General features: G+C 67.7%; 13 protein-coding genes. 6 read left to right on the forward strand and 7 right to left on the reverse strand.

Annotated elements, in window-relative coordinates; all coding sequences use genetic code 11:
• The first annotated feature begins 677 nt into the window (after positions 1–677).
• Positions 678–2,216, forward strand: coding sequence for a glycoside hydrolase family 30 beta sandwich domain-containing protein (locus JMF82_RS00005; protein ID WP_201312485.1), 1,539 nt, complete (start codon positions 678–680; stop codon positions 2,214–2,216).
• Positions 2,217–2,243: 27 nt separating this feature from the next.
• Here JMF82_RS00005 and JMF82_RS00010 read toward each other — a convergent pair whose 3' ends face one another.
• A complete protein-coding gene (locus JMF82_RS00010; RefSeq protein WP_236585209.1) occupies positions 2,244–3,170 on the reverse strand; it encodes an alpha/beta hydrolase in 927 nt (308 codons plus the stop codon).
• A 99-nt stretch (positions 3,171–3,269) separates the two neighbouring features.
• Complete coding sequence (locus tag JMF82_RS00015; protein WP_201312486.1) at positions 3,270–3,530, reverse strand: hypothetical protein; 261 nt, start codon at positions 3,528–3,530, stop codon at positions 3,270–3,272.
• Positions 3,531–3,779: 249 nt separating this feature from the next.
• Between JMF82_RS00015 and JMF82_RS00020 the strand changes: the two genes are divergently transcribed.
• The gene (locus tag JMF82_RS00020; RefSeq protein WP_201312487.1) at positions 3,780–4,703 is read left to right on the forward strand and encodes a M14 family metallocarboxypeptidase; all 924 of its coding nucleotides are present in this window, start codon (positions 3,780–3,782) and stop codon (positions 4,701–4,703) included.
• Positions 4,704–4,821: 118 nt separating this feature from the next.
• Positions 4,822–5,469, forward strand: coding sequence for a hypothetical protein (locus JMF82_RS00025; RefSeq protein WP_201312488.1), 648 nt, complete (start codon positions 4,822–4,824; stop codon positions 5,467–5,469).
• A 102-nt stretch (positions 5,470–5,571) separates the two neighbouring features.
• Here the strand turns inward: JMF82_RS00025 and JMF82_RS00030 are convergent, their stop codons facing one another.
• The 4 genes from JMF82_RS00030 to JMF82_RS00045 are packed head-to-tail and all read right to left on the reverse strand — an operon-like array spanning position 5,572 to position 9,637.
• The gene (locus JMF82_RS00030) at positions 5,572–6,213 is read right to left on the reverse strand and encodes a DUF2894 domain-containing protein (RefSeq protein WP_201312489.1); all 642 of its coding nucleotides are present in this window, start codon (positions 6,211–6,213) and stop codon (positions 5,572–5,574) included.
• Entirely contained in the window at positions 6,206–6,853 is a 648-nt protein-coding gene (locus JMF82_RS00035) for an OmpA family protein (RefSeq protein WP_201312490.1), read from the reverse strand. Before JMF82_RS00035 ends, JMF82_RS00030 begins: the two co-directional genes overlap by 8 nt.
• On the reverse strand, positions 6,850–8,943 hold the full coding sequence (locus JMF82_RS00040; RefSeq protein ID WP_201312491.1) for a DUF802 domain-containing protein: 2,094 nt from the start codon (positions 8,941–8,943) through the stop codon (positions 6,850–6,852). The genes JMF82_RS00035 and JMF82_RS00040 overlap by 4 nt, the downstream gene beginning before the upstream one ends.
• Before the next feature lie 10 nt (positions 8,944–8,953).
• Positions 8,954–9,637 carry a DUF3348 domain-containing protein gene (locus tag JMF82_RS00045; RefSeq protein ID WP_201312492.1) on the reverse strand — a complete coding sequence of 228 codons (684 nt, stop codon included), beginning with the start codon at positions 9,635–9,637 and terminating at the stop codon, positions 8,954–8,956.
• A gap of 121 nt (positions 9,638–9,758) precedes the next feature.
• On the opposite strand from JMF82_RS00045, the gene JMF82_RS00050 reads away from it, so the two are divergent.
• A complete protein-coding gene (locus JMF82_RS00050; RefSeq protein ID WP_201312493.1) occupies positions 9,759–10,205 on the forward strand; it encodes a hypothetical protein in 447 nt (148 codons plus the stop codon).
• Between the two features lie 12 nt (positions 10,206–10,217).
• Here JMF82_RS00050 and JMF82_RS00055 read toward each other — a convergent pair whose 3' ends face one another.
• Positions 10,218–10,970: a GntR family transcriptional regulator gene (locus JMF82_RS00055; RefSeq protein ID WP_201312494.1), complete on the reverse strand. Its 753-nt coding sequence runs from the start codon at positions 10,968–10,970 to the stop codon at positions 10,218–10,220.
• Between the two features lie 218 nt (positions 10,971–11,188).
• Between JMF82_RS00055 and zwf the strand changes: the two genes are divergently transcribed.
• A complete protein-coding gene (gene zwf / locus JMF82_RS00060) occupies positions 11,189–12,655 on the forward strand; it encodes a glucose-6-phosphate dehydrogenase (RefSeq protein WP_201312495.1) in 1,467 nt (488 codons plus the stop codon).
• A 120-nt stretch (positions 12,656–12,775) separates the two neighbouring features.
• Entirely contained in the window at positions 12,776–13,489 is a 714-nt protein-coding gene (gene pgl / locus JMF82_RS00065; RefSeq protein WP_201312496.1) for a 6-phosphogluconolactonase, read from the forward strand.
• Positions 13,490–13,493: the final 4 nt, after the last annotated feature.

Genomic DNA, 13,493 nt, shown 5'->3' on the forward strand with positions numbered 1-13,493 from the left:
GGTGTTGGCGGGGCCCTGCGGTCGCGCACTGGGTGCGCTCCTACAATGGTGTGTGGGTGGGCTGCGCCGTTGAGGTGCGATCGCCATGCGGTTGGTCTTCGCGGGTGGTTCGCCTTGGTAAGCCCTCCGTTCCTGTAGGAGCGCACCCAGTGCGCGAAAAGCCTACGGAGTGGTGTTGGCGGGGCTCTGCGGTCGCGCACAGGGTGCGCTCCTACAACGGTGTTGGTATGGCTGCGCCGTTGAGGTGCGATCGTCATGCGGTTGGTCTTCGCGGGTGGTTCGCCTTGGTAAGCCCTCCGTTCCTGTAGGAGCGCACCCAGTGCGCGAAAAGCCTACGGAGTGGTGCTGGCGGGGCTCTGCGGTCGCGCACAGGGTGCGCTCCTACAGGATGGTGGTCGGGGAACGGCGTTGAAGAGGTGGGTCGGGGGCTGGGGCGTTCGAGGGCGTTCGACTGCGCTCAGGAAGCCGGTCACGTTGCCGATAGGTTTATCGAGGGCGGGGCACTTTCCGCCGGGGTTCGGTGCTAACGTCCGCTTTAAGCGGACTGGACGTGTTCGGCGTCCGGCACCATACGCTGCCGTTTCGGCCATACGAGGCGGCCCATGTCCAACGCGGAAGCACTGGGAGCTTCGTCATCCAAGTGGGTTGCAGCATGAACGACGGGTATTACAAGCGCCATGGATGAGCAGAAGGTGGAATCGAATCGGGGCGCTCCCGTCTTCATCGCTTTGATCACGCTGCTCACCCTGCTGGTGCTTGGCGCACCGCATTTCGAGTTTCCCAAGATCGCGCCCAAGATCGTTCCGGTGGCACGCCCCATCGCGCCGACCGTCGATCTCTGGCTCAGCACGCAGGATCGCCGGTTGAGGCTCGAGCGGCAGCCGGAGATCGAGATGGCGGCGCGCGGCTCGTCGCCCGTCGACGTGGTGATCGATGTCGACAAGAAGTTCCAGACCATGACCGGTTTCGGCGCCGCGATGACGGATTCATCGGCCTGGCTGCTGCAGAACAAGCTGGGTGGTTTGCAGCGCAGCGCGCTGCTGCACGAGATCTACGGGCCGCCGCCCAACCTCAACCTGACCATGATGCGCCTGACCATCGGCGCGTCGGATTTCTCGTTGAAGCCATACACGCTCGATGACGTGCCCTTCGGGCAGGACGACCCGGACCTGGCGCATTTCAACGTCACGCCCAATCTGCGCAACGTGATACCCACGGTGCGCGAGGCGCTCTCCATCAACCCCTCGCTGCTCATCGTCGCGTCGTCGTGGACGGCGCCGGCATGGATGAAGACCAGCCAGAACGTCATTGGCGGCGAGTTGCTGGAGCAGTACGAAGACACCTACGCGAGCTACCTGGTCAAGTATCTCGATGCCTACCGCAACTACGGCATCCCGATCTACGCATTGACGATGCAGAACGAGCCCAGCTTTGTCCCGATCACCTATCCGGGCATGGAAATGTCGGCGTCGACGCGCGCGCGCGTGATCGGGCAATACCTTGGCCCGAAGCTGGCGCGGCGCAAGCAGAAGACCCGCATCCTGGAATGGGACCACAACTGGAGCCAGCCCGAGCAGCCGTTGAGCGTGCTGTCCGACCCGGATGCCGCCAAATACATCGATGGCGTGGCCTGGCATTGCTATGAAGGCAGCCAGTACGCGCAGGGCCGGGTGCATCGCGCGTATCCCGACAAGGACACCTACATCACCGAATGTTCGGGCGGCGATTGGGCATCGGCCGCCAAGGGCGAGCTGATCTGGTTTTCGCGGAACCTGCTGGTCACGGGCATTCGCCAGTGGGCGCGCGGCGTCATCTACTGGAACTTGGCGCTGGACGAAAACCACGGTCCGCATTTCGGCGGCTGTACGCTCTGCAAGGGCGTGATCCTGATCGACTCGAAGACCGGCGAAGTGAGCCGCAACGACGAGTACTACGCGTTGGCGCACTTCAGCAAGTTCGTGCTGCCCGGCGCGGTGCGGGTGGAATCGACCGCGACCGAGAAGGAGCATCTGGACAACGTGGCCTTCCAGAATGTTTCCGATGGATCGATCGTGCTGGTGATGGTGAACAGCAACAAGGAGGCTCGCCACGTGTCGGTCGCGGAGAGCCAGAGCCGCTTCGAATACACCATGCCGCCGGAAAGCGTGGCCACCTTCACCTGGAACCCCAGCCAGGCCGGCGCGTGGATGGGGCGCGCGTACTGGGCCTCCCCATGAACGCCGAGGGACGCAGGCGATAGCGTGCTATTTCGCCAAGGGTGCCAGCCACGCGAGCACGGCGTGCGACAGTTCAGTGCGCTTGTCGGAATACGCATGGTCGGTGGCGAGGTGCAGGGTGGTCACCTGATGATCACCTGCCTTGCGAAGGCCGGTGCTGAAAGCATCGTTCCACGGCGTGAGGCCATCGTCCGAGGTGATGACCAGGGCGGGGCGGTCCTTGAGCGCGGCGACCTTGGATAGAAAACGCCAATCGCGTGCATGCCCGGCCAGTTCCTGTGCCAGGCCGTCGGGCGTGCAGCCGCTGAGCGGCGCCATGCCTTCGTCGGCCAGCCCCGTGCTGGTGCCCTGGATGGCGGCCTGGCGGGTGCCCTTGCCGAGCAGCTCCTGAAACCTGCCGGCCATGTCGGCGGCCGAGATCATGCCGATGGCCTTGACCGCGGGGTCGGCCGCGCCGGCCTGCACGGCCATGAAGCCGCCCATGCTGTGCCCGATCAGGACGATGCGCGTGGTATCGATGCGGAGCCGCCTGGCGTTCTCGGGTTGCCGCAGATAGGCCAGGGCCGAGGCGACGTCCTCGACGCCGTGCGAGAAGGAGAAGTCGCCCGGCGTTCCCCATGATCCGCGGTAGTTGAAGTAAAGGACGTTCCAGCCCGCGCGGCGGATGTCCTGCGCGAGGTCCAGGTTGCGCTCGTTGCCGGGAAAGCCATGCAGCAGGACGACCGTCGGGTGCGGGCCGGCGCCTGCCGCCACGTAGACCAGGGCGTTCATCAGCGCGCCATGGCTGGGAATCTGCATCGTTTCCATGGAGGCGCGACGCTCGCCCTGCGGCGTCTGCGGGAGGCTGGTGGCATCGGTGTCCTTCATGGTTTCCGCGGTAGCGGAGGGAGGACACAGGACCAGGCCCGCCAACAGGCAAGCCGCCAGGAATGCACAGGTCGCGTGGCGCTTCATGGTCTTCTCCGGCGAGTGAATGGAAAGACGTGCAGTGGACGTGCGAGCACGGCCGCGATATGACGTCGTCGACCTGATGAAGCAGGTGCGTCGACGCGCCTACATCCAGGAGACGTCGACGACGTCGACTTCCATGCCCGGCGTCAGGGTGACTTCGCTGACCTCTTCGGCGTTGATCACGGCGCCGTTGCCCTCGCGACCCTGTGCGATCTCGGGCCAGCGCTGCACGGCGAGGTCGACCGCCTTGTCCAGGGCGGCGTTCGCATCGGCCGCCGAGACCACGCCGTACAGTTCGAAACTTGCGGTTCCGTCGAGGTGGGCAAAACCCTCCCCAACGGCCATCACGGCCCAAAGATTCATGTCTTCCCCCGATGTCCCAAGCCGGCCTTGCTTCAATGGCCGGCTGCCCTGGTATCCCCGGGCGCCAGTATGGCAACTCTCCCGGGCGCTGGGGAGGCCGCCATGCGGCTTGGCCGTTTGGCCGTCCGTTTGGGTCGAACCTGGCGCCCCAGCCGCCTTCGGCCGCGTTGTGGGCGTCAGCGGCCACCTGCGCCATGGCGATCGGGCGCGAATGGTAAAATGCCCGCTTTCCCACACGACGATTCCGCCATGGGCCACGAAGCTTTCTATCCGATCGGCACGCCGGGACAGCCTTGGGGCGCGCAGGAACGCGCCACCTGGCTGGCCAAACAGGTCAAGCAGCGCAGCTACGCGCAGGATGTGTTGAGCGCCGTCGAGCGCCTGCGCGGCGACTTCGACGTGGCCGAGTACGGTGCGTTGACCTACGGCGCGGAGCATTACCCCTTGGTCGTCGTTCGCAGCCGCTCGTGGCGGGACGATCTGCCGGTGGTGCTGGTGACGGGTGGCGTGCATGGCTACGAAACCAGCGGCGTGCATGGCGCGCTGCAGTTCCTGCAGCAGCACGCGGGCGAATATGCGGGCCGTGCGAACCTGATGGTGGTGCCCTGCGTCAGCCCGTGGGCGTACGAGCGCATCCATCGCTGGAACCCCGACGCGCTCGATCCCAACCGCAATTTCCGCAAGGACAGCCCGGCGGGCGAGTCGGCCGCGCTGGTGGATCTGCTGGAGCCGTTGCGCGACGTCGTGCTGATGCACATCGACCTGCACGAAACCACCGACTCGGACGAATCGGAATACCGGCCCGCGCTGGCCGCGCGCGACGGCAAGCCGTTCGAGCCCGGTGAAGTGCCCGACGGCTTCTACCTGGTGGACGATGCCGATCAACCGCAGCCGGCGTTCCAGCAGGCCGTGGTCGAGGCCGTGGCCAAGGTCACCCACATCGCCGACGCCGACGCTCGCGGCGAGATCATCGGGTCGCCGCTGCTGCTGCCAGGCGTGATCAAGTTTCCGGTGAAGCAGTGGAGCCTGTGCGCCGGCATCACCCATGCGCGCTACGCGACGACCACCGAGGTCTATCCCGACAGTCCGCGCGCCACGCCTCAGCAGTGCAATGACGCGCAGGTGGCGGCGGTGCGTGCGGCGATCGATTACGCGTTGACCCATCGCGATTGATGGGCCCTGGCGCCGGGCGGGCGCCGCGCCTGGGCGATGGTTTGCCATTGGTTTGGACGTCCGTTTCCCCCGGGGCTCGCCGACACGGCGAGCCCCGGGGGATCTTCAGGAGATGTCGATGCCGCAGCCCGAACGCCATCCATCCACCCTGGCCGCCATCGGCCTGCGGGCGCGCAAGGGCGGCGCCGTGGCGGTCGGTGTCTGCGTCGAGCACGGCGAGCCGCGCGTCGTCCTCTCCACGATGCTTGAAACCGGTACGGCAGGCGACCGGCTCGCCCTGGAGCCCTATCGGCTCGCCGCGGACATGGCGCGAAGCCCGACGGGCCGCGCGACCGGCGAGATGACGGCCATCGTTGCCGAGGGACGCCGACGGCAGGAGCAACAGGCCGCCGAGGCGTTGCGGGCCATCGTCGACCAGCTTGGCGCGGCCGCATGCAGGCCCGCCGTGGTCGCGCTGCTGGTGAACCGTGCCGGCTGGATCACCGACCTGCTCGATTACAGCCTGGCCTGGGCCGAGCACGTGCCCGTGGCCGAAGCACTGGCGGTGCGCGATGCGCTTCGTGCCGCGTCCGCGCGATGCGGTATCGACAAGGTGGAGCTGGACGAAAAATCGCTGCCCGGGCTTGCCGTCCAAGTGCTCGGGCAGCCGACCGTCGACATCGAGCTGCGGCTCAAGCGCCTTGGCACGGCGGTGGGAAAGCCTTGGCGCAAAGAGCAGAAACTCGCCTGCCTCGCCGCCTGGCTCGCGGTGATCCAAAGGCATTGAAGCGGCGCCGCACCGTTCGCGCGTCCGCAGGCCGTGCTGTCGAAAGGACGTCCGGATGGGCATCGGTGCGCGCTTCGTGCCACCGCTGCGCTGCCACGGCGATCAGGATTCCCTGGCTTTGCGGCGGCTGCGCTTCTTCGCCGCCGGCGCAGGCGTTTCCTTGAGGGTTGGCGCGCTGGCGGCACCCAGCTGTTCCAGCCACGCCAGATCGTCGATATAGGCGAGGAACTGCTGCAGGTAGCCGGGCGAGAGGTCGCGCATGAGCGCGATCGAGCGATGCACGAGCGCGCTGGAATTGAGCGGTCCGGCATGGGTTGGCGCCTGCTCCATCGACTGGCGCACCTGGCTCTGCGTGCGCACCTGCGACCAGATCTGCTGGAACTCGTCGAGCGCCTCCAGCGGCGGCAGCGAAACGGCCTCGTCCGCGTCGACACCCGGCGGCACGCGGTTGTCACGGGCCGCCACGCGCCGGCTGAGCTCATCGACCAGCGCGCCGAGCGGCCCGCGAGCGGACGATTCGGCCGTTGACGTATCGACAGGCGCCGCCTTTGCCACGTCGCGCGCGTACGCATCGAGCAACGACGAGAGCTTCTCGTCGAGCACCTGGCGTACGGCGCCGGTCTGCTCGCGGGTGCGCCGTTCCAGCGCCTCGATGAAGTGAAAGCGCACGGCGTCGACGCGGTCGGCGCGTTGTGCGCGCCAGGTGTCGAGCAAGGTCCGCGCGCGCGTCACCGCCTCAGTCATGGGCGGCGACGGTGGTGTTGGACGGCTTGGGGATCGGCGCGATTTCCACGCGGCGGTTCTTCGCGCGCCCTTCTTCGTTCGCGTTCGAGCTCACCGGTTGCTCCGCGCCGAACGCGGCGGCAAACAGCGAGGTCGCCGGCACGCCTTCGGCGATCAAGGCGCGCGTGACGGTGAGCGCGCGTTCGGCCGAGAGTTCCCAGTTGTCGGTGAACTGGCGGTTGCCGTCGCGCACCTGGCGGTCGTCGGTGAAGCCGCTCACCATCAGGATCTCGTCGCGGGACTTCAGGTAGTTGGTAAGCGGACCGGCGAGGCTCTTCAGCAGCTCGCGGCCCTCCGGCTGCAGCTGGTCGGAGTTGAGCGCGAACAGCACGTTGCCACGGATGCCGATGCGGCCGTTGACGAGCGTGACGCGGCCGGCGGCCAGCGGCGCGGCGAGTGCCTGCTCCAGGGTCATGCGTCGCTGCGCTTCGGCCTGGCGCTGCTTCACCTCTTCGTCGAGCCGGTGCGAAAGCTGCAGCTGCACGCCGATCACGCCGACGAGGATCAGCACGAATGCGCCCAGCAGCACCGACATCAGGTCGCCGAAGGCGGCCCAGATGGGCGCGGAGGATTCGCCTTCGAGCTCGATGTCCTCGTTCATGCCGCGTCGGCTCCGGCGGTGCGCTGCCCGGCGAGCAACTGCACTTCCTCGATGATCTGCTTTTGCGACAGCATGCTGAGGTCGATGACTTCCTTCGCCTGCGCCACGTAGTACGCCAGCTGCTCGTCACTGCGCGCGAGCGACTTGTCCAGTGCGGCTTCGATGCCCTGCAACCGTTCCATCAGCATCTCGTTCGACTGGCCGAACAGCTGCACGGCGGCGCCGAAGGCTTCGCCCAGGCTCGCCACTTCGATGGCGCTGCCGGTGACCTGCGCGGACACCGTTTCGAGCTTGCCGGTTTCGGCTTCGACATGATCGGTGAAGCGCGTGCCGACGCGTTCGAGCAAGGCGGCCGAGCTGCCGACCAGCGCATCCACGGCTTGCCGCTGCTCGGTCGAGGCGTGGTTGACGGCGTCGAGCAGCGTTTCCAGCGTGCCGAGCAGGCGCGCGCGTTCGTCCAGCATCGCGGTGTCGCGCACCATGCTGTCGGAGAGCTTCTGGCGCAGCTCGGCGATGACCTCGGCGGCCGCCTTGGGCGCCTCGGAGGCGGTCTGCACCAGGCGCGAGATCTCCGCGATGGTTTCCCTGGCGTGCGACTGGGCCTGGGCGGTGACGTCGCGCGCGGTTTGCGCGAGCGTGTCGCAGATGCCCTGCTGGCGTTGCGCCACCTGCTCGCCCGCCTGCTCCCAGTGCTTGCCGAGCGCGTCGGTCATCGCGCCGAGCGTATCGGTCCAGGTGGCCAGGCGCTGCTGGTCGCGTGCTTCCAGCGCGGACTGCAGCTCGGCGTGGGAACCTTGCACCACGCGCACCAGCGAGCTTGCATGTTCCTCGAAGGTGGCCGCGGATGCGGCCAGCATCTGCTGGCTGCGCTCGGCGAGCTGCGCGTTGAGCGTGTCCTGGCGCGACAGCGCATCGCTCCATGCCTGGGCGGCGCGGTTCGTCGCGGCTTCCAGCTGCGTCGACGTGCCTTGCAGCAGATCGCCGGCGCGCTGTTCGAAGGTTGCGCTGAACTGCTCCAGCGTCTGGCCCAGCCGGCCGGCGAGCTTGCCGTTCGTTTCGCGGTGTTCCGCGAGCGCGCCCTGCCACAGGCCCGCCACGGTGGTGGTGGTCTTGTCCAGCTGGGCCGACACGCCGTCGAGCTGGCGCTGCACGGCCTGGGTGATGTGGTGGTGCAGCGCGCCCGTCTCGCGCGTCAGCCCGGCCATGGTCGCCTCGACCACCGGTTGCAACGCGGCACTCGCGGCGCTGGCGCTGCCGGCGATGCTTTCCTTCAGCGACGCTTCGACGGACGAGGCAAGGCGCGTGTAGACGGCTTCGGTGCGCGCATGGAACGCCTCGTGACTGGTCGTCTGGCGTTCGTGCGCGGTGAGATTCTGCCGTTCGATGGCGGTCATCATCGCCTGCAGCTGCTCGACCAGCGCCGGCATCTGGGCCGTCTGCTGCTGCAGCAGCTTGAACGCTTCCTCGCGCTGGTACGTCTTGGAGTAGACGCGCAGCGTGGTGGCGGCCTTCGAGTCGAGCTGCTGCGTGGCGTGCAGGCGCTCGCGGCGGCTCAGCGCGGAAAGCAGGCCCAGCATCGCCGAGCTGGCGACACCGGCGATGGAGGTGCCGAATGCAAAGCCGAGGCCCTTTACCGGTGCGGCCAGCGAACTGCGCATGGCTTCCAGGTCGGTGGCGCTTTCCAGTGCCAGGCCGGTGCCGCGCAGCGTCGCCATCATGCCCAGCAGCGTGCCCAGCATGCCGAGCAACACCAGCATGCCGACCAGGTACGGCGTCAACGCCGGCGTCGGCATCGCCACGCGCTCGCCTTCGATGCGCAGGCGAGCGTTGTTGCGCACGCCGGGATGCAGGCGTTCCAGCCATTCGCCCAGGCTCGGCGGCGCCGCGGACAGATCCGCGACGGCACGCTGCAGCGAAGCCGTGGCCTGCCGGTACCGATGCAGTTCGAAGGCGCCGGCGAGATAGCACGCGGCGATCAGCATCGCGACGGCCGCGCCCAGCGGGTTGGAGCCGATGTAGCCGATGCCGATCCAGCAGGCGGCGGCAAGGCCGACGAGGAACACACCGAGATGGAGGAGGTTTCTGAGCATGACTAACCAGTTAGCGGGTGCGAAGAGCCGCGAGCAGCCCCTCGACCGGTTGAAAACGAACATCCAGTTCGGCGAGCAACACGCTCTGCATGTCCCTGCGGAAAGTATCGAGCCATGCGCCGGCGGAGGTGTTCCCCACGGACGGCGCATCGGCCGGTGTGTGCTGCGCGCTGTTGCGCAGCCGTTCGAAATGCTCGCCGAGCAGATGGGGCACGGCGGCCAGCAGCGTGTGTTCGCGCGGGCTGAGCGCGCGCTCCATGACCGCGTCCACCTCGGCGAGGCGGGCCATCTCGGGCGTCTTCTGGGCCAGCAGGTCGCGCAGGCGGCCGCGCAGGTTGCCCGTGGCGGTTTGCATGCGGCGTTGCATGGCGAGATAGCGCTGGCGGAAAGCCGTGTATTCCGCGTCGCCGTCGGTACTTTCCCCGGTGCCCTTGATCACCTCCGCGAGCGAGGCGCGCACGCGCGCGCACTCTTCCGCTTCGGCCTGGCCGAAGGCGGGCGCATCGAAGGCTTGCCCGGGTGCCCGGCGATCCATCGCCGTGGACAGCGCGATCGCATGCGTCCAGTCGAGCCATTGGCTCAACCGGTCCGAGAGCGATGCCCGGGACGGGGAAACGCCAGCGTCCGTCAGGCGAGCCAGCAGGCGAATGAACGTCGAGCCGCGGATGCTTGTTCGTGGAGAGTCCTGCGCCATACTACGGACGTCAAAAACTCCATATTTTACACGGTTATGGAGCGAAGACGCCCTGCGGCGGACACGGCGTTGCCGGGATATCGTTCAGCACGGCGACGAATCGCCCCGCGACAGGTGGCCCATGCAGCTCATCTTCACCAAAGGCGCCGGCAAGCACGACCGCATGGAGGTCGTCCGCGAGGGCGCGCCGAACCGGCAGATCGACTGCCCCAAGCAGGGCATCATCCCGCATGACATGGTGCATTACGCCGTGGAGAGCGTGCTGCACAGGCGCGGCTTCGTCACGCGCGTGGCGACGGGCGAGACGCCGGATTTCCGCATGGACGCGCAAGCCGAAAGCGATGGCGTGGAGCGCCTGGTCGAGGTGTTCCAGGCCGACGGATGGGCCGGCTGGAGCAGCGCGCCGGCGGACATGCTGGATCTCTACCGCGTCACCTGCCAGGCCAGGCAGTGCGAGCCGCTGGCCGTGGACGTAGCGGACGTGCAGGCCGTGCGGGAACGCATCCTCGCGCTCACCACGCGCTGGCAGGCCACGGGCGTGGGCCAGTCGATGGCGCTGGCGTTCTAGCGCCGCGGGGCTTCAGTCCGTCTGCAGCTCGGCCACGAAATCGTAGATGTCGCCGCGATACCACGAGGTGGTGAACTCCACCACGCGGCCGTCGTCGAGGAAGCTGCGGCGCTCGATGTTGAGGCCCGCGCTGCCCGCCGGCACGTGCAACAGGCGCGCCTGCTGGGCGCCGAGCGAGACCGCGCGCAGGCGCTGCAAGGCGCGGCGAGGGCGCGCGCCAAGGGTTTCCAGCACCTGGTACAGCGAGTCGTGCACGATCATCGGGTCGGGCAGCACGCTGGCGGGCACCACGCTGCGCTCGATCGCCAACGGTTCTTCCTTGGCATAGCGGACGCGGTGCAGGCGCGCGACCAGCACGCCGGGCGAGAGGTTGAGCGCCATCGATTCCTCGGGCGTCACCTCGCCGATGCTGCGCTCGAAGAATTCCGAACGCGGGTTCAGGCCGCGGGCGCGCAGGTCTTCGGTGAAGCTGGTGAGGCGCGACATCGGCTTGATGATGCGTTCGGCCACGAAGGTGCCGGCGCCATGGCGCTGGTTCAGCAGGCCCTCTTCGACAAGGCCGGCGATGGCCTTGCGCACGGTGACGCGCGAAAGCTGCAGCAGGCGCGAGAGATCGCGCTCGCTCGGCAGGGCCTGTCCCGGCTCGATGTCGCGGTGCTCCACCACGTTGCGGATGGCCCGGCGCAGGCGCAGGTAGGCCAGCGGCTGGTTCACGGCCGGATCACGGCTGAGGCGGCGATATTCGTTGACGAGGGCGGTTTCCATGCCTGCACGATACCAATGAGAATACCAATCGCGCAATCAGGCGCTGCGACGCGGCTTTCCGGTGGTACCAATTCAGGCGTTGGATCCGTGCTCAAGGCAGGCTGACAAAGGCGCGCCGGGGAACTGGTGTTGTCTGGTATTTCACTGGTACGATCGTCAGGCATTGCACGTGGTATGCATGCCACGTGTCGCTCCCCGCATCGCTCGAGGTGACTGAAGTGACTGCTTCTCCCCTGCCGGTCGAACCCTTCGACCTGGTGATCTTCGGCGGAACCGGCGACCTCGCCGTACGCAAGCTGCTGCCCGCGCTGTACCACCGCTATGCGGACGGGCAGGTTCCCGAGACCAGCCGCATCATCGGCATCGCCCGCGAGGGGCTCGACGACGAGGGCTACCGTGCCAGCACGCGCAAGGCGCTGCAGGAAAACGGCGGCGACAAGAGCAAGATCGACGCCTTCCTGAAGCTGGTGAACTACCGCTCGCTGGATGCGCGCAAGGACGAGGGCTGGGACGATTTCGCCGCGATGATCGGCGGCCAGCCCGACCATGTGCGCGTGTTCTACCTGTCCACCTCGCCCGAGCTGTTCGTGGACATCTGCAACCGCCTTGGCCATCACGGCCTCAACAAGGGCAAGGCGCGCGTGGTGCTGGAAAAGCCCATCGGCCGCGACCTCAGCAGCGCCAACCAGATCAACGATGCGGTCGGTCGCGTGTTCGACGAATCGCAGACCTATCGCATCGACCATTACCTCGGCAAGGAAACGGTGCAGAACCTGCTGGCGCTGCGCTTCGGCAACATCCTGTTCGAGCCGCTGTGGAACGCCGAGCACATCGACCACGTGCAGATCACCGTGGCCGAAACGCTGGGCGTGGGCCAGCGCGCGGGTTACTACGACCATGCCGGCGCGCTGCGCGACATGGTGCAGAACCACATCCTGCAGCTGCTGTGCATGGTGGCGATGGAGCCGCCCTCCTCGCTGTCGCCCGACGCGGTGCGCGACGAGAAGCTCAAGGTGCTGCGCTCGCTCAAGCACATCGACGAAAGCAACGCCGGCCAGCTCACCGTGCGCGGCCAGTACCGCGCGGGCGCGGCCGAAGGCCAGAGCGTGCCCGGCTATCTCGACGAGCTGAAGGACCACAAGTCGAACACCGAAACCTTCGTGGCGGTGAAGGCGGAAATCGCCAACTGGCGCTGGGCCGGCGTGCCGTTCTACCTGCGCACCGGCAAGCGACTGCCCGAGCGCGTGTCCGAGATCGTGGTGGTGTTCAAGCCGGTGCCGCATTCGATCTTCGATCCGTCGGCGGGCGTGCTCGCGCAGAACCGCCTGGTGCTGCGCCTGCAGCCGGACGAGAACATCAAGCTGTGGGTGACCATCAAGCATCCCGGCCCGGGTGGCCTGCGGCTGCGCCACGTGTCGCTGGACATGAGCTTCGCCGAAGCCTTCGGCGTGCAGCAGCCCGATGCGTACGAGCGCCTCATCCTCGACGTGGTGCGCGGCAACCCGACCTTGTTCATGCGCCGCGACGAAGTGGAGGCGGCGTGGCATTGGGCCGATCCCATCCTTGCCGCGTGGGCGGACAGCGGCGAGTCGCCGCGACCGTACACCTCGGGCACCTGGGGCCCGAGCGCTGCCGTGGCGCTGATCGAGCGCGACGGACGTACCTGGAACGAGGACAGTGAATAAGCCGGTGTCCAACACCGTCGATCGCCATGCACCGGCGTTTCACCTGTGCATGGCGGCCCCAGGCCTAGACTCGTGTTCCCGCCACGCGTGTGCCGTCCGCGCAGCCCGATTTGCCCAACCATGCCGCCGATCTTGAACGTCACGACCCATAGTTTCACCGACTGTCACGCCCTGGCCGACGCCCTGGCCGAGCGCATCGCGGACCGCCTGCGCGAAGGCATCGCCGAACGCGGCCACGCCCTGCTCGCCGTCTCGGGCGGCAGCACGCCGAAGCATCTGTTCGAGCGCCTGTCGCGGCAGGCGGTGGATTGGGCCAAGGTGCAGGTCACCCTGGTGGACGAGCGCTGGGTGCCCGAAACCAGCGAGCGCTCCAACGCCGCGATGGTGAAGGCCCTGTTGCTGCAGCACGCGGCGTCGGCCGCGCAGTTCGTGCCGCTGTACGCCGATGCGCCCACGCCCGAAGCCGGACTCGTCGCCCTGCGCGCACGCGTGGCGTCGCTGCAGCTGCCGTTCGATGCGGTGGTGCTGGGCATGGGCAACGACGGCCACACGGCATCGTTCTTCCCCGGCGGCGATCGCCTGCCCGAAGCGCTCGACGCCCACAGCGAGGTGCGCGTGCTGCCGATGCGCGCGCCGGGCGCCGGCGAGCCGCGCGTCACGTTCACGCTGTCGGCGCTGCTGCAGACGCGCGCGCTGTACCTGCATATCGAAGGCGACGCCAAGCGCCAGCTGCTGGCGGATGCGCGGCTGGGCCTGGGCGAAGCCGCCCATTTCCCGGTGCGCTCGGTGCTGACGCAGGCACACGTACCGGTGGCCGTGTACTGGTGCCCGTAAGACG

Origin of the sequence: Dyella sp. EPa41 (assembly GCF_016586165.1) — a bacterium.
In the GTDB taxonomy this organism is placed as follows: Bacteria; Pseudomonadota; Gammaproteobacteria; order Xanthomonadales; family Rhodanobacteraceae; genus Dyella.